This window comes from Acidovorax kalamii, from assembly GCF_002245625.1.
GTDB classification, from domain to species: domain Bacteria; phylum Pseudomonadota; class Gammaproteobacteria; order Burkholderiales; family Burkholderiaceae_C; genus Acidovorax; species Acidovorax kalamii.
Window position 1 is genome coordinate 117,469 of the sequence record NZ_NOIG01000013.1, and the last position, 24,739, is coordinate 142,207.

Consider the following 24,739-nt stretch of genomic DNA (forward strand, 5'->3'; position numbering starts at 1 on the left):
ATGGTACGAGATGCCCCTGCCTGCCACCGAGAGCACCAAATCGACACCCCCACCTCGTAAGATTCCACACCATGATCACCAAACCCAGCTGGACACAGGAAACTCTCGAACAAACGCCTTGGGCGAAGGAGTTCAAGAAGGAAGCGCCTGTCAGCTATGCAACGGCCATCCGTTATGCCTTGGAAGACAGGCTGGAGGTGATCATCGAGCACACTACCGAAACAGGTGAGCCGCAATGGGTCGTCCGTGTGCTGGACGATCCCTCGTTCTGGATGGACGCCGTGCCTACCAAAGCTGCTGCGGTGCAACTCAGCCGAGAGATGGGTTGGAAGATCGTCTGATAGCTGTTGAGATCCATTTGCACGCTATCAATCGATAGGCCCTCAGCGTCTCAAAAAACAAAACCACCAAAGGCCCAAGCCTATGGCGGTTTGTTCCGGTAGAGATCGAACGAGCGGTACTTACTTCCCAGCCTTGTCCGCCTTGCGCTTCGCGGCCTTGGGATCCACCACCGCTTTGAACTTGGCGCCGGCCACAAACTTCGGCACCGTGCTCGCAGGGATCTTCAGCGCAGCACCGGTCGATGGGTTCTTGCCCGTGCGTGCCGCACGCTTGGCCGACTTGAAGGTCCCAAAACCCACTAGCTGCACGGCATCGCCCTTCTTGACGGCGGTCTGGATGGTATCGATCAGCGTTTCCAGCACTGCATTGGCAGCGGTCTTGGACAGATCATTCTTGGAAGCCAGGATTTCAACAAGTTCTGCGCGGTTCATGGATGCTGACGTGTAGAGGTTGGAAAGGATCGATTTATACCGCCGCCGCTGACACGGCCCTTGCAGCGACTCAATGCTGCAGTGCACTTCTTGGCAAAAACTCCACGCCCGTGCGTTTAACCAGCTCCTGGTAGCTGATCGGCCGTCCCACGGTCTCCCCCTCCCGGTTCTCTTGCCAGTGCGCCCAGGCCTTGTTGGTCGTGGCGTCATAGACCAGTTTGTACAGATAGGTCGGCACCTTCACCCCATTGGCTCCAATGCGTGGCCCCGCATCCGTGAACACCGGCCCCGTGATCACGAACACGTCCCCCTTGGCCCGCTTCACATAGTGCCGCGTGTCCTGCTCGATCTTGTTCCAGGCGCCACCGTTGTGCTGAGCGTTTTGGGGAACCATGTTCGCCAAGCTGAAGCTCTGGGCCATGGCCGTAGGCGTCGGCATGTCTCCCGCAGGTGCCATGTGCCCTCGGGAGTAGCCTGAGTTCTTGTAGTCTTCCAGCTCCGCCCGCTCGCCACTCGGGAGTCGCGCATCCGCAAAGAAGCGCTTGGCCCGTTTCTCGTCCGCATCCTCGATGAGCCTGCGGTTCAGGCGCTGGGCCACAAACACCGGTGTCTTGGTGGTGCCGGAGTGCAGCACCGCAAAGGCTTCATAGCAAAGCTCCCGCAACTGCGGCCGGGGCGTGATGGCGGGTGGTGTGCCATTCGCAAAGAACTGCGGACACTGCGCAAAAGAGGTGGGCTCGGGCGTGAGCAGGGCCGCACTGTCGAACTGCGGAGACCGTGCCCAGGAGAGATTCGGGAGAGCAGCGCCAGCAAGAGACAGGGCCAGCACTGCCGCCAGGCGCACACGGCCTGGCCAAGAGAAGAAACGATTCACAGAAGAGGCATTCGAGTCGAATTTGACGGAGCCCGATTGGAGCACCGTTCACCTCTCACTTTGGGCCCGAATGCTCGGATCCCGCAGGGTTTTACAGCTGCTTGCAGAGATGGAGTCCACAAACAGAAAGGGCTCCCAAAGGGAGCCCGATCTGCCTGCCCGCCCCTGCGGTTCAGTTAACACTCCCCATGGCAGCAGCACCCGCAAATGCAAAGTGCCACCACCATGGGAAGTCCCGCAACTGCTTCAATCCAACTCAAGCAGTCGGTCTACCCATTACATGGCGCTGAATTCGCCGTGGGGGATCTGGCCGGTACGCACGGCTTCGGCAGCCAAGGCACGCACTGCAGCGCGGTCGGCGTTGGACTTGTAGGTCACCACACGCGAGCCTGCGGGTTCCATGCTGTGGGTCTTGGCTTCCACTACGGCTTCGGCTTGCACTTCAGCGCGGGTGCGGTTCGTGTCGAACTTCAGGGCGAATTGCGAGCCATCGGCTTCGTCAGCGTGGGCGCCAAACGAGGCGAAAGCAGCAACAGCGGCGATGGAGAGGAAACGGGCGGTCTTGTTCATGATGAAAATCCTTAAAAGCTAAAAAAGCGTCTCAAAAAAGCCGGGTCAAAAACCATTCCTGAACCGGTTCGGTGAGTCGCCTTGCGGGTTCGGCTCATCGATGGGATGAACTGTACGCCGATGGTGTTCAAGGAAAAACCACCCAGTCGCAAACTAACTGTTCCAGTATTGAAAACAATCTTTCGGAACCTTTTAACGCCGTACCTCCGCGCCTTCGCTTCCCATTCAGCACTCCCTCAGCTCGCCTTCAACTCCACCAAAAACTCCCGCGCATTGAGCTGGCTCTTGTCCTCCATGCAGTTGTTGAACACCGCATGCGGATACCGCACCGACCGCGCAATCGGGCTGTACCGATGGGCCAGACCCTGCAACTCGGCGGAGGTGTACGCATAGTCAAACCGCTCGGCCGCTGACCTGGCGGGCATCCCGTACGCCACTGCATTGCGCCCATGGAGCCTGAGCAGTGCATGGTCGGGATGGGTGGTCTCCCAGATTGCTGGAACACTGTGCGGCGATCCTTGCGGCCCATCCACGATGGTGTGGACCAGTCCCAGGCTCCTGAGCAGGCCCAAGGTGTCTGCCGTCACCGCATCGTTCTCCCACCAACTCGGATGCCGGAACTCAATGCTCAGGGTATGACCCGGCAGATGTTCCAGGCAGTGCTCGATGTGGGCCATGGCAACGGGGTGGCGCACCACCTTCGGCGAGAACTGAAAATGCACCAGGCCCAGCTTGCCGTTGACCTGCAACGGCACCATGCAGGCCACAAACCGCTTCCACAGCTCCTCCCGAAACTCCACCGCCATGTCTTTGTAGACCATGCGCCGCCCAGGCCCCAATGCCTCTTTGATGTCCTTGGGCAAGACATCCGTGCTGGTCCACTGTCCAGTGAAGAGACTGAAGGCCTTCACGTTGAACACAAACCCGGGCGGAGTGCGTTCTGCCCAGTGCTGGGCGGTGGTGACCGCAGGGATGGCGTAATAGCTGGTATCCACCTCCACCAGGTTGAACTGCGAGGCGTAAAAGCGCAGCCGCGCTTCGGGTGTCTTGGCCGTGGGCGGATAGAACTTGCCGCAGTCGAGCAGCGTCTTGTCCGACCAGGAGGCGGTCCCGACCAGGGGATTGAAGCCGGGACTGTGAGGTGCAAAAGAGTGCTCCATGGGGAGGCCTCCTTGGGTTCATGCTACATGCGCATTTGCGGCAAAAGCTGTATATTCATACAGTATTCAACCACAGGAGAAGCAGCGCCATGCAAGTCATCGAATCCACCTATGTCGTCACCCTGCGCGACTACCCCGAAGAGATCCCTGCCAAGGAGCGGATTGCCGCAGAAACCCGGTATGCCCAAGCCCTGGAAAAGCAGCTCGGTGGTCCCGAGCAAGTCGCCGCCGCCCTGGACACCATGCACAGCCTGGAAGAGTCGCCGCCCGAGGTGGTGTCTCCTGGTGATCTCACCTTGCTCAAGGCCTGGGGTAAGGCCAGTGCGGCAGCCAAGCAGGCGGGGTTCCGGGATCTGGGCGAAGGGGATGGGGCGTACTTTGAAGTTCGGCTGGTGTGAGGGCGGTGATCCGCATGAGGACATGCCATGCGGATCGACGCGCCCTGGAGTTACCCGACCTTGATGTGCACGCCACCGGGCAGAGCCGGTGGTGTGTTCCCGACGGAGACCGTGCTGCCGCTGGAGGCGGGGGCGTATGTGGTCACGCAGGAGGGTGAGATCTGGCGGGTGATGGTGAAGCACACGGGGGAAGTGCTGTATGCGGGGCCCGGGCCTGTGGAGCTGGTGGAGTCGCCTGCGCCGTTTTGAAGCAATTCGATTGCACCGCACCGGCTTGCGGTTGTATGGTGCATCAGCCAGCAAGGAGTCGATATGTCGATAGACCGTGCCAACTATCCCGGGGTGCCGGAAGACTTTCCGGTGACTGCAGTACCTTCTGCTGTTGCGGGTGCCCAGCCCAAGATGAACCTGGTCGAGGAAGGTGGGAAGTTCTATGCCCCTGGCACTTCGCCAGGAGAGGTCATGGCGGCCTTCCAGATGTGTGACGATCTGGTCTCACAGATGGTGCCCTACTGCCAGAGAAAACTCGCCACCTACGAAGGCAACCAGGAGGCAACAGTGAAGGCTGCGTTGAAGGGCCTGCTGGCCAAGCGATGGTGCACCGATGCGCAGTGTGTGTGGATCATGCGCAGGGTGGTGGATGAGCTGCAATGGACTGTGAGTGATAGCGCTTGGGCAACCTGATGTCTCAATGGGTCTTGTCCAACCTGCTCGCTCGTCGGACAGCTCATTTCGACGTCATGGCGCTTGAGATGTGCCTTGCGGTTCTTGGAGTACCGGCCCGCCATAGTGCCGAGGTGTTCGACTTGTTCCCACGTCCGATGGCTAAGCTCAAGCAGGCTCTTGCATTGACCTTGTCGTGCACTTCCTGTTTTAGCAGCAAGGTCAACGGCCACAACGCGCCATAGGGCGCCATTGATGAAGTCCCCATGAAAACACCCCCGACGACATCAGCCTCAACGACTCGCCACCGCACAAACAACGCCCCAAGCGCAGCTGAACATCCGTCGCCCTACGCGTCTGCTGCTCAGACCAAGGCCTTGTTGGCTGGCAGCCTGGCTGCCCGGATGGCGCGCTTGGAAGCCAAGGACATGCTCAGCACAGACATGGCTGCCGATCTGGTTGGTACCACCCGAGTGACGATCAATGCGTGGATCGCCAAAGGACGGGCTATCGGATTGACCCAACCCCGGCGTGGTTTCAAGTTGCCAAGTTGGCAGTTTGAACCTGCCCTATGGGATGCCGTGCCCAAGCTTTCAAAAGCCTTGGGAACCAATGAGGGCTGGGTGCTGCTCGCCTTCTTGGAGACACCATCGGGCGCTCTGGGCGGTTTAACGCCGCGTCAGGCCATAGAGCAAGGCCATCTGGCACGTGTTGTCGAAGTGGCGGGTGCTGAAGGCTATTGACCCTCTTCGTCCCATGAAAATCGCAGATCTTCAGCACATCCCGCAATTTGACCTTCTGACCCCTCAGCTCCTTGTTCGTGTTCAACACTCCAGCGCCCGTGCGGGCACAGTGAAAATCGGAAAACCACACGAAGCCATCTGGGCACCGACCAAAGCCGCAGTCGCCTGACTCACGGGTTTGCCGTGGGCCTGCGGTCAGTTGCGATTCTGGCAGGCGGTCACGAGCAGCCGCACACCAAAAAAGCCAACCAGCACACTGGCAACCTTGTTCAGCCGTTGTCGCTGGCATGCGTAGGCGTTCTGGATAGGCGTGGCCGCGAAGGCAAAGGCTAAAAAGAGGTGCCACACAAGAGCATTGACAAACACCAGGGCGACGGATGCTGCCAGCAACTCGGCGGACGGATTGGGCGGTAGTGCCGTGGCGAACACGCTGCCAAAGAACAGGGCCGACTTCGGATTGAGGATGTTCGTCAGGAACCCCATGCGAAAGGCAGCTAACGGGCTCACGCGATCAGCCGTACCTGTCGTCGCATCAATCTGCTGGCTACGCCATAGGCGCACGGCCACATAGAACAGATACAGGCCGCCCGCACACTGCACTAAGACTCGCAAAGTGGGCAGAGCCAAAAAAATGGCTCCGACACCCATGACGGCCAAAGCTGACCATATCCCAGCCACCGTGGTTACGCCGGCTGCAGCTTTGTGCTGCCCACTCGCCGCCATGCTCACTACGACGAGGACGTTGGCGCCCGGCGTGACGAGAACGATCCAGTGCAGCAATGTGATAGCAAGCAGTGTCGCGAGCATGTGGCGGCCTTTCTTGGCAAGCGAAAGATGCTACCTGGGGAAGACCACCCTGAAACCCACGCGGATGAAACCCGTCGCCCCATCGATCGAATCGGGCGGCGACCGCAATGCAGCGGTTGCAGTCGCTATCCCTACCGCCATGGAAGTCCGCTGACGATCTCTCATCGGACGTTCGGAGTGGTGCGCCTTTTTCTGGATGGAGATGCAAAACACCAACCTGTTAGCTCCTGACACGGTTGCGCCTTGAAGCCAGTGCAAGCAGGTTCGCGAGCTTCGCAGCCGGCTCGGCAAGACGTTAAGCGTACCTCGTCAAGCATGATCGAATCAGCCACCGCCTTGTCTGCCTGAGCGATTGCCGCTCTCGATCTTTATGCCTGTTTGATCTTTGCGAATGAGCTTGACCTTCTCATCGTGGAAAGGTTCATAGTCAAACAGTGAATCAACCAAAGGAGGCTCACATGGTCCATTTCAATGTTCCTGATATGACATGCGGCGGTTGCGCTCAGCGCATTCGTCGAGCAATCGCTCAGGCTCAAATGCCAGCGGGCGTCGAAGTAGAAATCGATGTGGCCGCGCGGCAGGTCCGCGTTCATGGGCAAGCCGAAGACGGCACTGTGGAGCTTGTCCGCTCTGCACTTGAGCGTGCCGGATACAAAGCAGACGCCGTGGTGGGGACTTCATCGCGCCGAACAACCGGTGGTGGCTGCTGTGCGTCTCGGTCCACAACCTCTGTTGATGTGAATCAAGGCGCTGCGAACCGTACGTCGTCATGCTGCAGTTGAACCAACAAGGAGACCATCATGCGTCTGACTATCGTCGCTGGGCTGTTGACAACCCTTTTCGTGGCGGGCTGTGCCATCGCGCAATCTCCAAAACCTGCTGACGAACACGCAGGCCACCACCCAGGTGATGCGCAGAGCGGTGGCGTAGCCACCCAGTCTGCCCCGGCAGCTACTACCCCGCCAGCACCCGAGGCCTTTGATCGTCAGATGAAGGCGATGCAGGAAATGCACAAAAAAATGCAGGCGGCCAAAACTCCCTCCGACCGCTCTGCGCTGATGGATGAACACATGAAGCTCATGCAGTCCGGCATGGCCATGATGGGTGCAGGTAATTCTGGTGGCATGGGTATGGGGATGATGCAGCAAGGAGCGCAGGCCAAACCTGCCGCACCTGCAGCCTCTGGAAACTCGGGCATGGGAGGCATGATGGGCATGCACGCTCAAATGGAGCGCCGCATGGCCATGATGGAACAGATGATGCAAATGATGGTGGACCGCCAAGCGGCCATGCCATCCAAGTAGCCTCCCCTGCGAGCATCCTGAGGGGCGGGCCAGTTCGATTGAGGCAGCATTGCCTGGCGTGGCCACGCAGCCTCTCGATCAGCAAACTCGATGCCCCTAAAGGGGGCACCCTGCCAGCCTCACGAGGCCTCAGTGTCCAGCTGATCGCGTTTTCTCGGCTTTCGCATCAGCACATAGGCCGCAGGAATCACAAACAAGGACAGCAGCGGCGCTGTCACCATACCGCCCAGCATAGGGGCCGCGATGCGGCTCATGACCTCCGAGCCTGTCCCGCTGCTCCACACGATGGGCACCAGGCCCGCAAGGATGACAGCCACGGTCATGGCCTTGGGGCGCACGCGCAGCACAGCACCTTCCCGGATCGCATCCAGCAGCTCTTCCAGCGTGGGCTGCCTGCCGTCTGGACATCTCTCTGCGAGTGCGTGCTTGAGGTAGATGAGCATGACCACCCCGAACTCTGCCGCGACCCCCGCCAGGGCGATGAAGCCCACACCGGTGGCGATGGACAGGTTGTAGTTCATCAGGTACAGGAACCAGATGCCCCCGGTCAACGCGAATGGCAGCGTCGCCATGATCAGTCCCGCCTCACCCATGCGCGAGAAGGTCAAGTACAACAGCACGAAGATGATCAGCAAGGTGGCAGGCACCACTACTTTCAAGCGGGCATTGGCCCGCTCCAGGTACTCGAACTGACCTGAGTACGTGATGCTGACCCCGGGCTCCAGCTTGATCTGGCGGCTCACCGCATCGCGCAGGTCATTGGCCACCGATGCCAGATCGCGCCCTCGCACATCGACATACACCCAGCCCGATGGGCGGGCGTTCTCGCTCTTGAGCATGGCCGGCCCATCGGTGATGGAGACGCTGGCCACCGTACCCAGCGTGATATGCTGCCCCATGGGCGTGGAGATGGGCAACTGGGCCAGGCGTTCCGGGGAGTCCCTCCATTCACGCGGATAGCGCAGGTTGATCGGGAAGCGGGCCAGGCCCTCGACAGTTTCAGACACGTTTTCACCACCGATCGCCCCGGAGACCACGGCCTGGATTTCGCTCACATTCAGCCCGTAGCGCCCTGCGGCCGTGCGATCGATGCGGACATCGACATAGCGGCCCCCGGTCAGGCGCTCGGCCAGTGACGAAGTCACTCCCGGAATGCCCTTGGCGACCTGTTCGACCTGTGCAGCGATCCCGTCGATCACCTTCAGGTCGTTGCCGGTCACCTTGACCCCGATGGGACTCTTGATGCCCGTCGCGAGCATGTCGATACGGTTGCGAATGGGCGGAATCCAGATATTGGACAGGCCGGGGATCTTGACGGCCTTGTCCAACTCTTCGATCAGGCCCTCGGGGGTCATACCTGGACGCCATTGGTCTCTGGGTTTGAGCTTCACTGTGGTCTCGAACATTTCCAGCGGGGCCGGATCGGTGGCGGTCTCTGCGCGGCCCGCCTTGCCGAAGACGCGCTCGACCTCGGGCACCGTCTTGATCATCCGGTTGCTCAGTTGCAGCAGTTCGGTGGCCCGCTGCGCCGACAGACCCGGAAGCGCCGACGGCATGTACAGCAGATCACCTTCGTCCAGCCTGGGCAGGAACTCGCCCCCCAACCGCGACAGAGGCCAGATCGTGGTCGTCAGCGCCAGCACGGCGATGACCAGGGTGGATTTTGGGCGGTGCAGAACCCACTCCAGGCAAGGCCGGTACACGGCGATCAGCGCGCGCGTGATCGGGTTCTTCTGCTCATCGGGGATACGTCCCCGGATCCAGTAGCCCATCAGGACCGGGATCAGCGTGACCGAGAGTGCCGCAGCTGCGGCCATCGCATAGGTTTTGGTGAACGCCAGCGGTCCGAACAGGCGGCCTTCCTGTGCTTCCAGCGTAAAAACGGGAACGAAGGACAAGGTGATGATGAGCAGCGAAAAGAACAGCGCGGGGCCCACCTCCTCAGCGGCTTCGGTGATCACCTTCCAGCGTTCCTCCCCGGCAAGCTGGCGGTCGGGATGCTTGTGCTGCCAGGCCTCCAGCTTTTTGTGGGCGTTTTCGATCATCACGACTGCCGCATCGACCATGGCGCCCACGGCAATGGCAATCCCGCCCAGGGACATGATGTTGGCATTGATGCCCTGGTAGCGCATCACCAGAAACGCCGCCATGATCCCCAGCGGCAGAGAAATGATCGCGACCAGCGCAGAACGCAGGTGCCAGAGGAACACCACGCAGACCAGGGCCACCACAATGAACTCCTCCACGAGTTTGGTGGTGAGGTTGCGGATTGCCCGCTCGATGAGTGCGCTGCGGTCGTAGGTGGTGACGATCTCCACGCCCGGGGGCAGGCTGCCTTGTAGTTCGCTGAGTTTGGTCTTGACGGCCTGAATGGTTTCCTGGGCATTCTTGCCCGAGCGCAGAACCACCACGCCACCGGCCACCTCGCCCTCGCCGTCGAGTTCAGCGATGCCGCGCCGCATCTCCGGCCCGATCTGGAGCGTGGCGACATCGCCCAGGCGCACGGGAATCCCGGCGCGCGACACCAACGGGATGGCCCGGAAGTCGTCCAGCGTCTTGAGGTAGCCGCTGGCGCGCACCATGTACTCGGCCCCGGACAACTCCAGCACCGATCCTCCCGTTTCCTGGTTGGCGCCCAGGATGGCCTCGCGCACCTGCCCCTGGGTCAGCCCTTGGGCTGCGAGCTTGATCGGATCAAGCACCACCTGGTACTGCTTGACCATGCCGCCCACCGACGCCACTTCCGCGACATTGGGCAGGCTCTTGAGTTCGAATTTCAGGAACCAGTCCTGCAGGGCCCGCAGCTGGGCGAGATCGTTCTTGCCGGTGCGGTCCACCAGCGCATATTGGTAGATCCAGCCGACCCCGGTGGCGTCGGGGCCGAGCGACGATTTGGCCGTTGCGGGTAGTCGTCCCTGCACCTGATTCATGTACTCCAGCACGCGGGAACGCGCCCAGTACAGGTCCGTGCCGTCCTCGAACAGGATGTAGACGAAGGAGTCGCCAAAGAACGAGAAGCCGCGCACCGTCTTGGCGCCCGGAACGGACAGCATGGTGGTGGCCAGCGGGTAGGTCACCTGGTTTTCCACGATCTGCGGCGCCTGGCCGGGATAGGAGGTGCGGATGATGACCTGGACATCCGACAAATCGGGAAGTGCATCCACGGGGGTGCTGCGCACGCCCCACACGCCCCAGGCGCTCAGCATCACGGTTGCCAGCAGCACCAGGAACCGGTTCGCCACCGACCAGCGGATCAGACGCGCGATCATGGCTTGATCCTTTCCACGGCAGTGATCACGAAGTCCTTGCCTTGCTGCTGGAAGGTGAACTTCACCTGCTGCTCGGGTTTCAGTGCTTTGGCCAGTTCTGGGTTTGCCAGCTTGAATGGCATGGTCATGCCGGGCCACTTCAGTTCAGGCACCGCCTCGTGGGTAAGGGTCAGCTCGGTTGGCGTGACCTCATCGACCACCCCTCGCACCGTAAAGCTCTTGGACGCCGGAGCCGCAGAGGCCGAGGAACCCTGTTCAGCGATGGGTTGCGCGCCGCTGCCTTGAGGCTGTGCAGGCAAGATGCCCCGCAGGCTGGCTTCCGAGTCGATCAGGAACTGTGCCGAGGCGACCACCTGTTGTCCTGCGGTAAGTCCGCTTTGAATGACGAGGCGGTCATCGATTTCCGCGCCGAGTTGCACCTGGACGGGGTGGTACTTGCCAGGACCGTCCACCACGTAGACCAGCGCCCGCTTGCCGGTGCGGATCACCGCTTCGCTGGGCACCAGCAGCGCTGGTTGTGTGCGTCCAGCCAGAACGATCTGCCCGGACATGCCCGCCTTCAGCCGCTGGGCGGGGTTGGGAAGCTCCAGCCGCACGCGCACCGTGCGGGTGTCCCGGTTGGCCTCTGGCAGGATGCTCACGACACGGGCTTTGAGGGTTTCGCCCGGAAACGCGGCCAGGCGGACCTGGGCGTCCTGCCCCAGCTGCAACGGACCGCTTTGCGCTTCAGGAACGGCTGCTTCGATCCAGACGCTGGCCAGACCGTTCACGCGCACCAGGCTGGCCCCCGCAGAGACCGCCATGCCCTGGCGCACCATCAATTCGGCCACCATCCCCGCCTGTGGAAAGGTCACCATGTAGCGGCCCTGAGGTTCGCCCGTGCGCTCCACCTGGGCCACGAGCGAGGCAGGCATGCCCAGCAGCGACAGCCGCTGGCGCGCTGCTGCCGTCAGCGACTCGTCCTTGAGCGCCCGGACCGCGAGAAACTCGCGCTGCGCAGCCACCCATTCAGGCAGCAACAGATCGGCCAATGGCGCGCCTGCGGCCACCACGTCGCCCGGGGCCCTGGCGTAGACCCGCTCCACGAACCCGGCTGAGCGCGCCTGGACGATGCTCACATCCCGGTCATTGAGCTGGACCGTGCCCAGCACGTCCACGTTGGCCCCAATGTCGCGTTGCTCCACCGTGGCGGTGCGCAGGCCGAGGGCTTGCACCGCCTGGGCAGAGACATTCAAACCGGTGCCTTGTTGTGTGTCCTCATCGGCGTACTTGGGGACCAGGGTCATGTCCATGTAGGGCGACTTGCCTGGCTTGTCGAACTTCTGCGTTGGCACCATGGGGTCGTACCAGTACAGCACTTTGCGGTCGGTCTTGGTAGTTTCTGCCGAGGCAGGAGCGGCGCCAGATGCGTAGCTGCTCGCCATGCGCCACTGGGAGATACCCCAGCCAAGGGCGACGCCAGCAGCCACCAGTGCCATAGCCACAGCGGTCTTCTTGAAAACGGTATTGGTCATGTGGTTCTCCCTTCAGTCGGCGATCAGGCTGTTCAGGCGAGCAATCACGATGTCCCGCTGTGCCTGCAAATCAATGAGCCGCCAGTGCGTCTCCCGCACTTGGGCCCTTGCCGCCAGCACGGCGCTCAAGTCGCCTTTGGCAGACTGGTAATTGGCCAGCGCGAGTTCAGCGCGCCCCTGCGCCAAGCCCATGCCAGCCGATTGCAGCCGCTCGATCTGGCTGTTCAGAGCCGCCAGCTCAGAGGCGCTGTCCTCCAGCTCCTGCAAGTGCCTGCGGGTCACGTCTTCCTGCTCGGCTTCCAGGCGCTGCAGCTCCAGCTGCTTGGCCTTGATCTGGGGTGCCTGGCGTCGCTCCTGTTGCCAGGGAAGGTCAAAGGTCACCTGGAACGACACCATGTCGCCCCAGCGGCGGTCGCGGCGGCTGTAGGCGACCTCCCAGGACCAATCACCCTTTGTTTCTGCCTGGGCTTCGCGTGTTTCCGCCAGGGCCATGGCCTGCATGGCGGGGTACTGAGTCAGTTCGGCATGGCGGTGTACCTCTGACCGCAGTTGGTCCAGGGGGAGGCTCAGCGGCCCAGGAGTTCCCTGCAGTGCCTCGTCGGCGCGGGCGCCAACCCAGCGCCGCAACATCGCCCTGGCCTTGGACCGATCCCGCTGCAGATCGTCCCTGCGGTCCGACAGCGCAAGCGCTTCCTGCCTGGCCATCAGGAGGTCTCCCGCCTGGGCCGCCCCCCCCGCGATGCGGGTAGGCAGGCTGTCCTGCAGGCGCTGGTTCTCACTCAGTAGACCGGCGAGCACCTGGTCGCGCTGTTCAATGGCCTGGGCCAAGATCCAGGCTTGGCTCAGCTCCTGGCGGATCTGCAGGCGCTGGACGCCCAGGGCGGCGCGCTCGCGTTCCACCTTGGCCTCGGCACCGGCGATCTGGGCGTCGCGCTTGGCGCGGTTGGGCACCTCCTGCATCAGCGCCAGGCGCTGCATGGTCATGGACTCGCGTGTGAGGCTGAAGCGGTCCATGCCGCTGATAGGGAAGTTCTCGACACCGACCGACAGCTTGGGGTCCGGCAGCGTTCCCGCCGACTTCTGGGAACTGCTGGCCGCATCAATCTGCAGCCGCTGGGCCGTGATGCGAGGGCTGTGCTGCTCCGCCAGATCCAAGGCCTCTGCAAAGCCCAGGGCGTGGGCCTGGTTGCCAGCCAAGCCGATGCCGGCCAGCAGGAACCCGAGAGCGCCCAGGCGCAGATGGTGGAGGTTGCGCACCTGGATGCGCTGCGAGATGGGACGAATGCGCTGGTGCGCAGACAGGCGCTCGCAGGGAGCGCCGAAGGAGATGTTGGGCATGATGGTCCTCGAAATGAAGGGGCACGAAGTCAGACTTGCGCAAACGCTGCAAGGCAGCGCGCAAGACGTGCACGATCAATTTCGAAAGACCTGATGGGTTAGATAGATGGGGGGAGAGCCCGCTCGACTGTCCAGCTCTGCGTAGACAGCCCGAGGGTCAATATGGCGCTCGGAGTCCAGGATCACAGGCAGCACATAGGCAACCCAGATAGCGTGCGCCGCGATCGCCTGCAGATCGAGACCTTGGAGCGAGGGGGAGGACAAGCTGTCGCCATCACAATGGGCTCGGCACAGCTGAGGATCCTGCTCATCCATGGTGCCCCCCATCGCGTGGCAATCAGGCATGGAGGGCATGCCGACGGCATCTTCCATAGCCATGCCCGCTTTTTGCATCGATGCCGTATGGGCTGCGGAGTCCAGCTTGGGACAGGCATAGGCGGCCAACGCGAACTGCATCAAAAGCAATGCCGCGACCAGAACGCTGGTTATCCAGCGTCCTTGGCGCGAACAAGTGCTTCTGACAAAGGTCATAGTGTGATCGTACCGAAGATCGTCAGCGAGTGGTTAACCCAGATCAATACTCCCAATCTGTTCGGCGCTGGGGGCCAGAACCCCCGGTTGACATATCTTCAACCCATCTTTTAGGCGCAAGATGGCCCCCTGTCGCTGCAGGCGAGCAAGAGCCCGGTAAAGCGCTTCGTGAGTAAGGCCGATGTCTTCGGAAAGATGCTTGAGCGTTCCTTGTTGAGTCCAAAAACCGGACGCGTCACAGTGAAGTCCTATGAACTGCAGAATCCGCTCCTCTGCTGATCGCGTCTGCTTTATCTCCAACCTGGTCCGAAGTCCTTGAACGCGCCGTGCCAACTCGGCCGTGAATGTCCACAACAGCTCAGGCGACTCGCGCAGTTGGACGACCAATGCCTCCTTGCGAAAAACCAGTACCTCCGAGGATTCCAGTGCTACCGCGTCACAGTGGTATTTGGCTGAGAACAGTGAAGCTTCGGCAAAAAACTCGCCTTGCCGGACTGTGTGCATCGTGGCCTGACCTCCAGTGAGGGTGGTGCGAATTAGGCGCATACAGCCGGACCGCAGGCGAAAGACTCCCGCACTTGCAGCACCCTCGCGAAAAAGCATCTGCCCCGAAGCCAGACGACGCAGCGAGGGCGTGACACCAAACGCGCTGTCCGAAGGCGCAATGCAGTCCTCTATGACTTCACGTGACGACGTTTTCATATGACTGCAATCATATTCATCTGGAAACAATCGAAGGAAGATTTAGGCTCCAACTCCCTTCAGATCCCACATGAAAACGCTACTCGCATATTTCCTTCTGGTTGGCACTGCCTCCGTTGTTGCAGCCCAGTCCCACAAGCATCCTGATCCAGGCCAACCTGCTCAGCTTGCTCAGCTTGCTCAGCACACTGGATCCTCGCAATACGCTGGCTATCAAGAGCGCGAAATCAAAGCGCTTTCTCCGCAACAAATCGAAGACTTACAAGCTGGAAGAGGCATGTCACTAGCACTTGCAGCCGAACTCAACGGCTTCCCTGGCCCCTCCCACGTTGTGGAGCTGGGCGAAAAGTTGTGGCTGACACAAAGCCAACAACGCGAAACGATGGCGCTTACGGAACAGATGAAGGCCGACGCTCAACGACTCGGGAAGGCCGCAATTGAGACCGAAAGGGAACTGGACAGCCTCTTCAAGAGAGGCTGTCCCAGCGAAGCCAGCGTGACTCAAGCAGTAGAACGCATTGCGCTCGCTCATGCTTCGCTTCGCGCTTCGCATCTGAACTACCACCTGCGAACGGTCGCAATCCTAACGCCACTGCAAATAGCGCGCTATCAAGAACTGCGCGGCTACACAGCGCCTGCCGGCACCGTCCCCAACCACGTGGCAAATTGACGCAGCTGCCCAGCAGGCCTGCTGTTTCCTTCATCGGCCGGTACGTAACCGCAAGGCGTTCGCTATCACGGACGCCGAACTCAGGCTCATCGCCAAGGCCGCGATCATCGGCGATAACAGCCAACCGGTGAAGGGATACAGCAGCCCTGCCGCAATCGGTATGCCCAGCGCGTTGTAGAGGAAGGCAAACATCAAATTCTGCTTCATGTTGCCCACCGTCGCCTCCGACATTCCCCGTGCTGTGGAAATACCCCGCAGATCACCCTTGACCAGGGTGACCTGGGCGCTGTTCATCGCCACATCGGTGCCAGTGCCCATCGCGATCCCCACGTCTGCCTTGGCAAGGGCGGGCGCATCGTTGATCCCGTCCCCTGCCATGGCAACGACACGGCCCTCGGCCTGCAGGCGGGACACCAGAGCCAGCTTGTCGGCAGGCTTGACCTCGCCATGGACCTCATCAATCCCCAGCTTTGCCCCCACCGCCTTGGCGGTGGTCATGCCGTCGCCCGTGGCCATGACGATGCGCAGTCCTGCCGCATGCAAAGTGGCCAAGGCTTCCGGCGTGCTGGCCTTGATGGCATCCGAGACCGCCAGCAGGCCTTGAAGCCGGCCGTCAGTCGCCAGGTACATCACACTGGCGCCTGTGGCGCGCAAGGCCTCCGCCTGCGCAAGCAGCGGACCCGCAGAAACGCCCACCTGCTCCATGAGGACTGTGTTGCCCAGGGCGAGCTGGCGCCCGGCGACCCGTCCACGTACGCCAATGCCCGACCCGGACTCGAAGTCCTCGGGTTTGTCCAGCACCAGGCCCTTGGCGCGGGCCGCCTGGACAATGGCATCGGCCAGCGGATGCTCGCTGCCTTGGTCCAGACTGGCCGCCAGGCGCAGCACTTCGTCCTCGGACAGGCCAGGCATGGCCACCACACGTTCAAAGGAGGGCTTGCCCTCGGTGAGCGTGCCTGTCTTGTCCACGATCAGCGTGTCCACCTTGCGCAGGTTCTCGATGGCTGCAGCGTCCCTGAACAGCACGCCACTGGTCGCGCCCCGGCCTGTGGCCACCATGATGGACATCGGTGTTGCCAAGCCCAACGCGCAGGGGCACGCAATGATCAGCACGGCCACGGCGTTGACCAGGCCATAGACCCAACGTGGCTCCGGCCCGAAAAGGCCCCACGCAAACAGCGTGACCAGCGCGATACCGACCACAGCCATCACGAAGTAGCCCGCCACCTGGTCGGCCATGCGCTGCATGGGAGCCCGTGAGCGCTGTGCTTGCGCAACCATCTGAACGATCTGCGACAGCATGGTGGCCGAACCCACCCGCTCGGAGCGGATCACCAGCGCACCGTTGGTATTGAGCGTGGCACCGATGACGGCATCGCCAGGCCCCTTGACGATGGGCACCGGCTCGCCAGTGAGCATGGCTTCGTCCACCGCGCTGCGCCCCTCGACCACCACGCCATCCACCGGCACCTTCTCACCGGGGCGCACGCGCAAGAGGTCTCCCACATGGACATGGGACAAGGGAACATCACTCTCCTGACCGTTGGCGTCGATGCGCCGCGCGGTCTTGGGGGCCAGGCCCAGCAGCGATTTGATGGCGGCAGAAGTCTGCGAGCGTGCTTTCAGCTCCAGCATCTGGCCCAGCAGCGTGAGAGAGATGATGACGGCTGCAGCTTCGAAGTACACCGCCACGCGGCCCATGGCCTGGAATGAGGCTGGAAACAGCCCGGGCGAAACGGTGGCGACTACGCTGTAAGCAAAAGCGGCGCCCGTGCCCAGGCCGATCAGTGTCCACATATTGGGACTGCGGTTCGCGATGGACTGGGCGCCACGTACAAAGAAGGGCCAGCCAGCCCACAGCACGATGGGAACCGTCAGCACCAGTTCAATCCAGCTCTGTGTGGCCATCTCGAACCACTGCAACCGGTGCCCCACCATGGCCAAAACAGTGACCACGACGGTGAGGGGCAGCGTCCACCAGAAGCGATGCCGGAAATCCAAAAGTTCGGCGTTCTCTCCCTCATCCAGCGTGGGCAGCATGGGCTCCAGTGTCATGCCGCACTTGGGACAATTGCCGGGATGGTCTTGCTGCACCTCCGGGTGCATGGGGCAGGTGTAGGTTGTGCGCGGTTGTGCCGCTTCGGGCTCGGGCTGATGCGTGCTCTCGCTGATAGAAGTCGAGAGAAATTTTTGCGGCGCTTCCATGAAGCGTGCTTTGCATTTGGCGCTGCAAAAGTAGTAGGGACGTCCTTCATGCTCGGTCGAGTGATGCGATTGTTCTGTCACCCCCATCCCACACACGGGATCCGTCAGTCCCACGGAAGACCCTGCTTGGTTCCCGTGTTGCCCATCATGATGGTGGTGTTCGTGATGGGTGTGCTCGTGCGATGTTGGGGATGACATGGATGGAACTCCGGTTAATGTGTTGGGTGGCCGCGTCGCCCGCGTTCCTGTTGGCAGTACTTCCCAAGTCAGACTTCCCGCCAACTCCCGGACTCAAGCGCTGGCAAGGATCACAAGAAATCATGACCCTCGATACGCTGCGGCCTAAGCACGACGACCTGCAGCAGCCGCTTCATGTGAACGGCTCCTGGCTATCTAGATGTCAGTGCGCGCCACGATGTACATGTACGCCACGCATCCAAGTCATGAGATCCAAATGACTGGTTGTCTGCTTTTCCGCTACCCCAGAGTGCGCAGTGGAGGCCTTGGCACCACGACGCTTCGGTTTGACAAAACTGGCGCTGTGATTGGGGGCCGAGGGACTGTCTGCGGCGAGGTTTTCCAGAATCGAGCAATGGGCATGATCGTCACCTGCGCACACAGAAACCAACTGCTCTAACGCCGATTTCATCTCGACAATTTCCCGTAGCTTTTCCTCCAGATCTGCCAGATGGCGCTCGGCAATCGCTTTGACCTGCCGACTGGTGCGGTGTGTGTCGCCCCATTGGCCGATCAGCTCTGCAATCTGGGGCATGGAGAAGCCGAGGCGGCGCGACTGCCGGATGAAGCGCAGTACCGAGACTTCACGTTCACCGTATTTTCGATAGCCGGCCTCGCTGCGTTCGGCTTCCGGCAACAAACCTGTTTGCTCGTAGTGGCGGATCATCTTGGCGGATACGCCTGCCGCCTTGGCTGCATCGCCGATGTTCATGAGTGTGGTCATGGATGCTCCTGTGCAATGGAATAACACGGTAGCAAGGACTTTCATCCTTACCACCGTGTCAATGTCAAGCGCTCTGAATACTACGTTCTGTAAAGCCTAGATCAGGCGGGCGGATATCCAGCTTCAGTCAGTACCTCGACCAGTGTCTTGCGATCTTCCGCACTTTGCACAGTGACCATACGTTTGGACATGTCCACCTGCACTTTGCATTCAGGGTCTGTCATCTGCAGCGTCTGGCTCACCATACCAGCGCAGTGTCCGCAGGTCATGTCGGGGAGTTGGAATTCATGCATTTTTCGCCTCTTGGAAAAAGTTAAGAGGCTTTCAGTCTCCGGTTTGCCACTGGGGCAAGGTCAAGTGGCCAGACAGATATTCAAACAAGGAGCGCCGGCTCGCTTGCGTCTCCCATCGTGTCAACCCTGAAAGTTCGAACTCTGCCGGTTAACGCCGGAGTTGAATACCACATGGAGATTGCTATGAATACCTCTGCCCATGAAGCGGGGCCGTCCGCCTCACTATCGATCGCACACCTGAATCTTCCGATACTTGGCATGACCTGCGGCTCTTGCGTTGGACGGGTTGAAAGGGCCCTCAAAGCCGTCCCTGGGGTCAGTGAGGTGACCGTTAATATTGCTACTGAGCGCGCCTCCGTGGTTGCCGCCTCCACGGTGCCGGTCCCGGCCTTGGCTGCGGCTGTCGAAAAGGCTGGATACGCAATAGCGGAAGAGTCCGTGGAGCTGTTGATCGGCGGGATGACCTGCGCGTCGTGCGTGGGACGTGTCGAAAAAGCGCTGAAGGGTGTACCAGGCGTCAAGCATGCGGAAGTCAATCTAGCCACGGAGCGTGCGCAGGTTCGTTTCGATGCAGGATTGCCTCCCGAACGCCTGGTAGCCGCCGTTGTAAAGGCGGGCTATGAGGCGCAGGTGGCGGATACGAACACTCCCACTGAACACGACAAGCAGTCGGCGCCCTGGTGGCCTGTCGCTCTAGCCGCTGGTCTGTCCTTCCCCCTGGTATTGCCCATGCTTGGCATGCTGTTCGGTCAAGACTGGACACTCAACGGCTGGATTCAACTGGCCCTGGCCACGCCTGTGCAGTTCTGGCTGGGCGCGAGGTTCTACCGCGCTGGCTGGAAGGCTCTTCGTGCAGGCGCAGGCAACATGGATCTGCTGGTCGCATTGGGTACGTCGGCCGGGTTCGGTTTGAGCCTGTACCTGCTGGTCAAGCACGCTGAGCACGGCACACCCCACCTGTACTTTGAAGCCTCCTCTGTCATTGTCACGCTAGTGCTCCTCGGGAAGTGGCTGGAAGCCCGAGCCAAGCGACAAACCACCGAAGCGATCCGGGCGCTGCATGCGCTGCGCCCAGAAATTGCGCGTGTGCGCACTGATGCCGGTGACATTGATCTACCACTCTCACGCGTGAAAGTAGGTGATACGGTGGTTGTCCGCCCAGGGGAGAGAGTCCCGGTAGACGGCTCGGTGATCGAAGGCGCAAGCCAGGTGGATGAGTCATTGATCACCGGGGAGAGCCTGCCCGTTGCGAAGCACGTCGGCGACAAGGTGACGGGAGGCGCCGTGAACGCGGAGGGCTTGTTGTTGGTACGGACGACTGCGATTGGCGCAGAGTCAACTCTGTCGCGCATCGTGCGGATGGTTGAGTCGGCGCAGGCGAAGAAGGCTCCCATCCAGCGGATAGTGGATGAAGTGAGTGCGGTCTTTGTGCCCGTGGTGCTCGGCCTTGCTGCCATCACACTGATGGGCTGGGGCTTCGCCACTGGCAACTGGGAACAGGCGATCCTCAATGCTGTCGCGGTACTTGTCATTGCGTGCCCTTGTGCGCTGGGTTTGGCTACTCCCACCGCGATCATGGCGGGCACCGGCGTTGCAGCACGCCACGGTATTCTGATCAAGGATGCAGAAGCACTGGAGGTTGCCCACCGCATCGACACCGTGGCGTTCGACAAGACCGGCACCCTGACCGAGGGGAAGCCCACTTTGACGGCTGCGATGCCTGCCGAAGGCCTCCAGGATCAGTTACTGCCGTTTGCTGCGGCCATTCAGAACGGCAGCGAGCATCCACTGGCCAAGGCCGTGATGGACGCTGCACGCACCCAGGGTGTGACCGTTCCTCGTGCCACTGAGGTCACAGCGGTAGCTGGCAGAGGCATGTCTGCTGTCATCAAAGGACGCCAGATCCGCCTCGGGAGTACACGTTACATGGAGGAGTTGGGTGTCAACATGGCCGGTCTGACCGGGGCTGCAGCACTGATGCAACAAGAGGGCCGCACAGTATCCTGGTTGGCTGACGTGACCGATGCGCCAGAGGTGATGGGATTATTGGCATTTGGAGACACAGTGAAGCCAAGCTCACAACTGGCCATTGCCCAACTGCATGCTCTCGGCATCCAGACCGTCTTGGTCACCGGGGACAACAAGGGAAGCGCAAGCGCAGTAGCCAGCGCGTTGGGCATCGATCAGGTTCGTGCTGATGTGCTGCCGGAAGGCAAGGCGGATATCGTGGCGCAGCTCAAGTCAGGTGGCAGGCACGTTGCGATGGTGGGTGACGGCATCAACGACGCGCCCGCTCTGGCTGCGGCGAATGTGGGAATTGCCATGTCCACGGGCACCGACGTGGCCATGCATGCTGCGGGGATCACGCTGATGCATGGTGACCCCGCGTTGATCGCAGATGCCATCGACATCTCCCGGCGCACGTACGCAAAGATCCGTCAGAACCTTTTCTGGGCATTCGCGTACAACGTGGTCGGGATCCCCTTGGCTGCATTTGGCCTGTTGAATCCCATGGTGGCGGGAGCAGCTATGGCCCTCAGCAGCGTGAGTGTGGTGACCAATGCGTTGCTGCTGCGTTCTTGGAAGAGGTAAGGACTAGCGCCAGATCCGACAACGGATCCTGTCAGATGCAGACCGCGTATGTCCATCGCTATCCGGTCGAACTCAAGAGGTTCTGTGAACGTGCTGATGGTGCACATCTGGTGCGTGGGGGTGAGCGTGGGTCATAGGCTCATGGGTGTGCTTGTGACTGTGGCTGCCCTTTGGCATCACATCGTGCACATGTGAATGGTGCCCGTCGTCGTGCCGGTGGGCATGCTCATGCTCAAGCACTTCGTGTGAGTGCTCATGACCATGTCTTTCCGTCAAGTGCAGTACCACTCCCGCCAGCATCAGTACCCCGCCCAGCAGCATCAACCATCCCGCAGAGCGGTCCCCTAAGCCGAAGGCCACTGCAGCGCCAATGAAGGGCGCAAAGGCGAACACCGAGCCCGTCCGCGCCGCACCAAACGCCCTCTGGGCAAGAAGGTAAAAGCGCAGGCTCAGGCCGTAGCCCGTGGCGCCAACGGCGAGAAGCCCGAGTGCCGCATACAACGACGGCAAGGGCTCACCCGTAGAAACAGCCAATGCTGCCGTCGCTACGGCTCCCAAGGTAGCCTTGGCCATCACCACCTGGCCGGGGTCGCGCTCAGCCAGCCCACGGGACAGGGTGTTGTCCACCCCCCAGGCGACGGTGGCCAGCAGCACGGCAAGTAGTCCCATTAGCTGCACGCCCCCCTGCTGGGCCTGGTCCAGAACGAGCGCCATTCCTCCTGCGAACAGCAAGAGCATGGCGGCCCACACTCGGCGATCCATAGTTTCGCTGTACAGCCACCATGCCAGCGTGGCGGTGAACAGCGCTTCCAACGTGAGCATGAGTGATGCGCTTGCGCCGCTCGTGTGTTGCAGGCCCCAGGCCAGGGCGACCGGGCCCAGGGCGGCACCGAACCCCGCCATAGCTATGAGGCGCCAGGCGTCGGATCTCTGCAACCTTGCCTCGTGGGCTGCAGTTCGCAAGGACGAGGCTCCGATTGCAGCTGCTCCAGAGTACAGAAGCGCGGCCGTCGTGAACGCCCCCAGCCCTGCACCTAGCCTCTGGACCGCAGGCGTGCTGATGCCGAAAAGAACCGCCGCCAACAGGGCGAGAAAGCCGCCGCGCAAGGCGGGGAGGTGCAAAAGTTCACGCGTCATGGTGCAGGTGATTTCGTCATGAACCGTCGTGGAGGTATTCTCCTTCTTGATGAACCCTAAAGTTCGTCAAGGTCAGACACCAAGGCCAGCGGTCGGTTTCTTGGCGAAGAGGGGATGGTCAGCTTTCGGGAATCGCGGTCATCGGCCTATCCAAATTCAGTCGTCCCGGATACTGCAGAAAGTTGCTGAGAATTGTGGAGCACTACTCGACACGGTCCGGCAGACACCCGCATCTACCGGAATGCTGAGCAGACAGTCGGCCAATGCTGCTTGCGAGTCAGCAAACTAGTTGAGCAGAAGCAAAGACTTTGAATTCGATCAGGAGCATCGTCCTCTCCCCTCAACTCGATGGGAGACCATCATGGGATCCGAAGCCAACGCCTCTCGCCATGAGCCTTGGAACAAAGGCAAGATTGTCGGTCAGAAAGCTCCGTTCAAGCTCAAAGATATCTGGGCTCTGCGCGTGCGCCTTCAGATGGAAAATCGCGTTCGCGAGCTTGCTCTCTTCAACCTTGGTATCGACAGCAAGCTTCGCGGCTGTGACCTCGTTGCCCTCAAAGTTCGGGACATCTGCCACGGTGAGCAAGTTGCAACCCGCGCTGTCGTGATGCAGCACAAGACTCAACGCCCCGTCCAATTTGAAATCACAGCAGTTGCCCGTGACGCTGTGCAGAAATGGATCAAGGTTGCAGGGCTAAAGTCCGACGACTTCCTCTTCCCGAGCCGCATTCACGACTCACCGCACTTGGGGACGCGACAGTACGCGCGGATACTAGGTGGCTGGGTCGAGGAGCTTGGTCTTGACCCAGCAGAATATGGCACGCACTCTATGCGGAGAACCAAGGCAACGCTGATCTACCGGCGAACAAAGAACTTGCGCGCTGTGCAGCTTCTTCTTGGTCACTCCAAGCTTGAGTCCACCGTGCGCTATCTCGGCATTGAGGTAGATGATGCGCTTGAAATCTCCGAGCAGACTGAAATCTAGTCGGCAATTGAGTCGCTCCGACGGACGCGCAATTGCGCGTCCATGGGCGATAGTACCCACTTCTAACCACAGGGTACGTGAGTTGGCAAATTTCCGCTTTTGACCGGACCAGTCATTGGGCGACTCACACTGAACGACCGCAACCAGCCTGAAGCGGAAATAGGCTGCTACGTTTCCTTGGGAACGAGCTCCCAAAAGCGCTTTAGCGCAATCTCCTGCTACGGGCGTTCAAATGACCAGAGACTTATGCAGTTCCGCTGAGTTTGAATCCACATTCCAAATTGCAGTCTGCGTCTGGTCTTCCATCGGCATGATTGGCTTTATGAACTAACTTCGAACCGGTAGAGCTGCTGGGGGTTATGCACAAGCAGTAGATCCAAACTCTTAGTGGACGTCGCAATTTCAGCAAGTGCGTCAACCAAGACTCCGTCATCTGGAATGTGAGTATGGTTGGGATGTGGCCAGTCCGTTCCCCAAACACAGCGTTCTGGAAAGCGATCAACCAGAGCACGCGCGAGAGCAACACCATATCGGTACTTTTTTGTAGGCGGCGACTCTGCGTCGATGCGGTCAATGCCGCTTACCTTGACATAGAAGCGAGGATTGTCCAACAGCCGAAGAAGCGCTTGGAAGTCGCCGTGCTCAGTACCTTTCGTGGCATCAACCCTGCCCATGTGATCGATTACCACGGGCACTGCACTCAGCTTTAGGGGCGCAGCCAACTCGTGCACTAATCGGCCATCGAAGTGAATTTGCAGGTGCATTCCCACCGCAGCGAGACGCGGGGTCAGTTTCATTACTTCATCTAGCGTCGTGCCGTTCTCAATGTGTCGCATGAAATTGAAACGCACGCCGCGGAAGCCGGCCAGGCTCAATCGCTGCAACTCGGCATCAGGAACATCAGGCTTCACCAACGCCACCCCTAAGTAGCGTCCTTCACCAGCTGCAATTGCGTCTTCGACGACACGATTGTCTGTACCGTGCATGACGGATTGAACGATCACGCAGCGCACTATGCCCATGCGCCTGTGCAATGCGAAAAGCGCTTCTTTCGGAGCTTCCACAGGCGTGGATGGACGGTTTTGAGCGTACGGAAACTTGGCGACTGGACCAAATACGTGAACGTGGCTATCACACGAGAGCGGTGGAAGTCGCAGGTGAGTGATGGTGGGGCTTTCCAGGTAGGTCCTAGTAGGTGGGGAGGCACTCGATGCAGCAGTGTTCATGACGTGTGTTGTTAGAGTTTTCAG

The 24,739-nt window shown here is 60.7% G+C and carries 26 protein-coding genes; 11 read left to right on the forward strand and 15 right to left on the reverse strand.

Annotated elements, in window-relative coordinates; all coding sequences use genetic code 11:
* Nucleotides 1-71 precede the first annotated feature (71 nt).
* Nucleotides 72-341: a hypothetical protein gene (locus tag CBY09_RS21375; protein WP_094291594.1), complete on the forward strand. Its 270-nt coding sequence runs from the start codon at nt 72-74 to the stop codon at nt 339-341.
* 120 nt (nt 342-461) lie between these two features.
* Here the strand turns inward: CBY09_RS21375 and CBY09_RS21380 are convergent, their stop codons facing one another.
* The 4 genes from CBY09_RS21380 to CBY09_RS21395 form a co-directional block, all read right to left on the reverse strand.
* Nucleotides 462-860: an HU family DNA-binding protein gene (locus tag CBY09_RS21380; protein ID WP_276208315.1), complete on the reverse strand. Its 399-nt coding sequence runs from the start codon at nt 858-860 to the stop codon at nt 462-464.
* Nucleotides 844-1,647, reverse strand: coding sequence for a DNA/RNA non-specific endonuclease (locus CBY09_RS21385; protein WP_240515807.1), 804 nt, complete (start codon nt 1,645-1,647; stop codon nt 844-846). Before CBY09_RS21385 ends, CBY09_RS21380 begins: the two co-directional genes overlap by 17 nt.
* 276 nt (nt 1,648-1,923) lie before the next feature.
* Nucleotides 1,924-2,217, reverse strand: coding sequence for a DUF4148 domain-containing protein (locus tag CBY09_RS21390; RefSeq protein WP_094291596.1), 294 nt, complete (start codon nt 2,215-2,217; stop codon nt 1,924-1,926).
* 236 nt (nt 2,218-2,453) lie between these two features.
* Nucleotides 2,454-3,377, reverse strand: a complete 924-nt coding sequence (locus tag CBY09_RS21395; RefSeq protein WP_094291597.1) for a DUF72 domain-containing protein — start codon at nt 3,375-3,377, stop codon at nt 2,454-2,456.
* 89 nt (nt 3,378-3,466) lie between these two features.
* Here CBY09_RS21395 and CBY09_RS21400 point away from each other — a divergent pair, with 89 nt between their 5' ends.
* From CBY09_RS21400 to CBY09_RS23930, 5 genes are all read left to right on the forward strand, one after another.
* A complete protein-coding gene (locus CBY09_RS21400; RefSeq protein WP_056058069.1) occupies nt 3,467-3,775 on the forward strand; it encodes a hypothetical protein in 309 nt (102 codons plus the stop codon).
* 27 nt (nt 3,776-3,802) lie between these two features.
* Nucleotides 3,803-4,024, forward strand: coding sequence for a hypothetical protein (locus tag CBY09_RS23775; protein WP_133066327.1), 222 nt, complete (start codon nt 3,803-3,805; stop codon nt 4,022-4,024).
* A 63-nt stretch (nt 4,025-4,087) separates the two neighbouring features.
* Nucleotides 4,088-4,459, forward strand: a complete 372-nt coding sequence (locus tag CBY09_RS21405) for a hypothetical protein (RefSeq protein WP_240515808.1) — start codon at nt 4,088-4,090, stop codon at nt 4,457-4,459.
* A 245-nt stretch (nt 4,460-4,704) separates the two neighbouring features.
* Complete coding sequence (locus tag CBY09_RS23780) at nt 4,705-5,181, forward strand: hypothetical protein (RefSeq protein WP_133066328.1); 477 nt, start codon at nt 4,705-4,707, stop codon at nt 5,179-5,181.
* 13 nt (nt 5,182-5,194) lie between these two features.
* Entirely contained in the window at nt 5,195-5,350 is a 156-nt protein-coding gene (locus CBY09_RS23930; RefSeq protein ID WP_165773960.1) for a hypothetical protein, read from the forward strand.
* Between the two features lie 26 nt (nt 5,351-5,376).
* Here the strand turns inward: CBY09_RS23930 and CBY09_RS21410 are convergent, their stop codons facing one another.
* Complete coding sequence (locus CBY09_RS21410; protein ID WP_094291599.1) at nt 5,377-5,988, reverse strand: LysE family transporter; 612 nt, start codon at nt 5,986-5,988, stop codon at nt 5,377-5,379.
* Nucleotides 5,989-6,446: 458 nt separating this feature from the next.
* Here CBY09_RS21410 and CBY09_RS21415 point away from each other — a divergent pair, with 458 nt between their 5' ends.
* On the forward strand, nt 6,447-6,770 hold the full coding sequence (locus CBY09_RS21415) for a heavy-metal-associated domain-containing protein (protein ID WP_094291600.1): 324 nt from the start codon (nt 6,447-6,449) through the stop codon (nt 6,768-6,770).
* An 18-nt stretch (nt 6,771-6,788) separates the two neighbouring features.
* Entirely contained in the window at nt 6,789-7,292 is a 504-nt protein-coding gene (locus tag CBY09_RS21420) for a hypothetical protein (protein WP_094291601.1), read from the forward strand.
* Nucleotides 7,293-7,411: 119 nt separating this feature from the next.
* Here the strand turns inward: CBY09_RS21420 and CBY09_RS21425 are convergent, their stop codons facing one another.
* The 5 genes from CBY09_RS21425 to CBY09_RS21445 form a co-directional block, all read right to left on the reverse strand.
* The gene (locus CBY09_RS21425) at nt 7,412-10,561 is read right to left on the reverse strand and encodes an efflux RND transporter permease subunit (protein WP_094291602.1); all 3,150 of its coding nucleotides are present in this window, start codon (nt 10,559-10,561) and stop codon (nt 7,412-7,414) included.
* Nucleotides 10,558-12,075, reverse strand: coding sequence for an efflux RND transporter periplasmic adaptor subunit (locus CBY09_RS21430; RefSeq protein WP_094291603.1), 1,518 nt, complete (start codon nt 12,073-12,075; stop codon nt 10,558-10,560). Before CBY09_RS21430 ends, CBY09_RS21425 begins: the two co-directional genes overlap by 4 nt.
* A gap of 12 nt (nt 12,076-12,087) precedes the next feature.
* Nucleotides 12,088-13,413 (reverse strand): TolC family protein, encoded by a 1,326-nt coding sequence (locus tag CBY09_RS21435; protein ID WP_205734189.1) that lies wholly within the window; start codon nt 13,411-13,413, stop codon nt 12,088-12,090.
* A 75-nt stretch (nt 13,414-13,488) separates the two neighbouring features.
* Complete coding sequence (locus CBY09_RS21440; RefSeq protein ID WP_094291604.1) at nt 13,489-13,944, reverse strand: hypothetical protein; 456 nt, start codon at nt 13,942-13,944, stop codon at nt 13,489-13,491.
* A gap of 33 nt (nt 13,945-13,977) precedes the next feature.
* On the reverse strand, nt 13,978-14,646 hold the full coding sequence (locus tag CBY09_RS21445) for a Crp/Fnr family transcriptional regulator (RefSeq protein ID WP_094291605.1): 669 nt from the start codon (nt 14,644-14,646) through the stop codon (nt 13,978-13,980).
* Nucleotides 14,647-14,716: 70 nt separating this feature from the next.
* Here CBY09_RS21445 and CBY09_RS21450 point away from each other — a divergent pair, with 70 nt between their 5' ends.
* Nucleotides 14,717-15,316 carry a Spy/CpxP family protein refolding chaperone gene (locus CBY09_RS21450; RefSeq protein ID WP_094291606.1) on the forward strand — a complete coding sequence of 200 codons (600 nt, stop codon included), beginning with the start codon at nt 14,717-14,719 and terminating at the stop codon, nt 15,314-15,316.
* Nucleotides 15,317-15,346: 30 nt separating this feature from the next.
* Here CBY09_RS21450 and CBY09_RS21455 read toward each other — a convergent pair whose 3' ends face one another.
* The 3 genes from CBY09_RS21455 to CBY09_RS21465 form a co-directional block, all read right to left on the reverse strand.
* Nucleotides 15,347-17,719 (reverse strand): heavy metal translocating P-type ATPase, encoded by a 2,373-nt coding sequence (locus CBY09_RS21455; RefSeq protein ID WP_094291607.1) that lies wholly within the window; start codon nt 17,717-17,719, stop codon nt 15,347-15,349.
* A 202-nt stretch (nt 17,720-17,921) separates the two neighbouring features.
* Nucleotides 17,922-18,482 carry a Cu(I)-responsive transcriptional regulator gene (gene cueR / locus CBY09_RS21460; RefSeq protein ID WP_338025277.1) on the reverse strand — a complete coding sequence of 187 codons (561 nt, stop codon included), beginning with the start codon at nt 18,480-18,482 and terminating at the stop codon, nt 17,922-17,924.
* Between the two features lie 101 nt (nt 18,483-18,583).
* Nucleotides 18,584-18,775 carry a heavy-metal-associated domain-containing protein gene (locus tag CBY09_RS21465; RefSeq protein WP_094291608.1) on the reverse strand — a complete coding sequence of 64 codons (192 nt, stop codon included), beginning with the start codon at nt 18,773-18,775 and terminating at the stop codon, nt 18,584-18,586.
* Between the two features lie 183 nt (nt 18,776-18,958).
* Here CBY09_RS21465 and CBY09_RS21470 point away from each other — a divergent pair, with 183 nt between their 5' ends.
* Nucleotides 18,959-21,367 (forward strand): heavy metal translocating P-type ATPase, encoded by a 2,409-nt coding sequence (locus CBY09_RS21470; protein WP_094291709.1) that lies wholly within the window; start codon nt 18,959-18,961, stop codon nt 21,365-21,367.
* A 72-nt stretch (nt 21,368-21,439) separates the two neighbouring features.
* Here CBY09_RS21470 and CBY09_RS21475 read toward each other — a convergent pair whose 3' ends face one another.
* Nucleotides 21,440-22,504 carry a DMT family transporter gene (locus CBY09_RS21475; RefSeq protein ID WP_094291609.1) on the reverse strand — a complete coding sequence of 355 codons (1,065 nt, stop codon included), beginning with the start codon at nt 22,502-22,504 and terminating at the stop codon, nt 21,440-21,442.
* A 361-nt stretch (nt 22,505-22,865) separates the two neighbouring features.
* On the opposite strand from CBY09_RS21475, the gene CBY09_RS21480 reads away from it, so the two are divergent.
* On the forward strand, nt 22,866-23,489 hold the full coding sequence (locus CBY09_RS21480; RefSeq protein ID WP_094291610.1) for a tyrosine-type recombinase/integrase: 624 nt from the start codon (nt 22,866-22,868) through the stop codon (nt 23,487-23,489).
* Nucleotides 23,490-23,809: 320 nt separating this feature from the next.
* On the opposite strand, the gene CBY09_RS21485 is transcribed toward CBY09_RS21480, so the two are convergent.
* Nucleotides 23,810-24,715 (reverse strand): amidohydrolase family protein, encoded by a 906-nt coding sequence (locus CBY09_RS21485; RefSeq protein WP_094291710.1) that lies wholly within the window; start codon nt 24,713-24,715, stop codon nt 23,810-23,812.
* Nucleotides 24,716-24,739 lie beyond the last annotated feature (24 nt).

Coding starts and splice junctions, on each gene's coding strand:
- CBY09_RS21415 (WP_094291600.1), top strand. CDS start 6,447: ATGGTCCATTTCAATGTTCCTGATATGACATGCGGCGGTTGCGCTCAG.
- CBY09_RS21445 (WP_094291605.1), bottom strand. CDS start 14,646: ATGAAAACGTCGTCACGTGAAGTCATAGAGGACTGCATTGCGCCTTCG.
- CBY09_RS21425 (WP_094291602.1), bottom strand. CDS start 10,561: ATGATCGCGCGTCTGATCCGCTGGTCGGTGGCGAACCGGTTCCTGGTG.
- cueR (WP_338025277.1), bottom strand. CDS start 18,482: ATGACCACACTCATGAACATCGGCGATGCAGCCAAGGCGGCAGGCGTA.
- CBY09_RS21475 (WP_094291609.1), bottom strand. CDS start 22,504: ATGACGCGTGAACTTTTGCACCTCCCCGCCTTGCGCGGCGGCTTTCTC.
- CBY09_RS23930 (WP_165773960.1), top strand. CDS start 5,195: ATGAAAATCGCAGATCTTCAGCACATCCCGCAATTTGACCTTCTGACC.
- CBY09_RS23780 (WP_133066328.1), top strand. CDS start 4,705: ATGAAAACACCCCCGACGACATCAGCCTCAACGACTCGCCACCGCACA.
- CBY09_RS21430 (WP_094291603.1), bottom strand. CDS start 12,075: ATGACCAATACCGTTTTCAAGAAGACCGCTGTGGCTATGGCACTGGTG.
- CBY09_RS21410 (WP_094291599.1), bottom strand. CDS start 5,988: ATGCTCGCGACACTGCTTGCTATCACATTGCTGCACTGGATCGTTCTC.
- CBY09_RS21455 (WP_094291607.1), bottom strand. CDS start 17,719: ATGTCATCCCCAACATCGCACGAGCACACCCATCACGAACACCACCAT.
- CBY09_RS21480 (WP_094291610.1), top strand. CDS start 22,866: ATGGGATCCGAAGCCAACGCCTCTCGCCATGAGCCTTGGAACAAAGGC.
- CBY09_RS21420 (WP_094291601.1), top strand. CDS start 6,789: ATGCGTCTGACTATCGTCGCTGGGCTGTTGACAACCCTTTTCGTGGCG.
- CBY09_RS23775 (WP_133066327.1), top strand. CDS start 3,803: ATGCGGATCGACGCGCCCTGGAGTTACCCGACCTTGATGTGCACGCCA.
- CBY09_RS21465 (WP_094291608.1), bottom strand. CDS start 18,775: ATGCATGAATTCCAACTCCCCGACATGACCTGCGGACACTGCGCTGGT.
- CBY09_RS21390 (WP_094291596.1), bottom strand. CDS start 2,217: ATGAACAAGACCGCCCGTTTCCTCTCCATCGCCGCTGTTGCTGCTTTC.
- CBY09_RS21450 (WP_094291606.1), top strand. CDS start 14,717: ATGAAAACGCTACTCGCATATTTCCTTCTGGTTGGCACTGCCTCCGTT.
- CBY09_RS21405 (WP_240515808.1), top strand. CDS start 4,088: ATGTCGATAGACCGTGCCAACTATCCCGGGGTGCCGGAAGACTTTCCG.
- CBY09_RS21440 (WP_094291604.1), bottom strand. CDS start 13,944: ATGACCTTTGTCAGAAGCACTTGTTCGCGCCAAGGACGCTGGATAACC.
- CBY09_RS21435 (WP_205734189.1), bottom strand. CDS start 13,413: ATGCCCAACATCTCCTTCGGCGCTCCCTGCGAGCGCCTGTCTGCGCAC.
- CBY09_RS21485 (WP_094291710.1), bottom strand. CDS start 24,715: ATGAACACTGCTGCATCGAGTGCCTCCCCACCTACTAGGACCTACCTG.
- CBY09_RS21400 (WP_056058069.1), top strand. CDS start 3,467: ATGCAAGTCATCGAATCCACCTATGTCGTCACCCTGCGCGACTACCCC.
- CBY09_RS21470 (WP_094291709.1), top strand. CDS start 18,959: ATGAATACCTCTGCCCATGAAGCGGGGCCGTCCGCCTCACTATCGATC.
- CBY09_RS21395 (WP_094291597.1), bottom strand. CDS start 3,377: ATGGAGCACTCTTTTGCACCTCACAGTCCCGGCTTCAATCCCCTGGTC.
- CBY09_RS21375 (WP_094291594.1), top strand. CDS start 72: ATGATCACCAAACCCAGCTGGACACAGGAAACTCTCGAACAAACGCCT.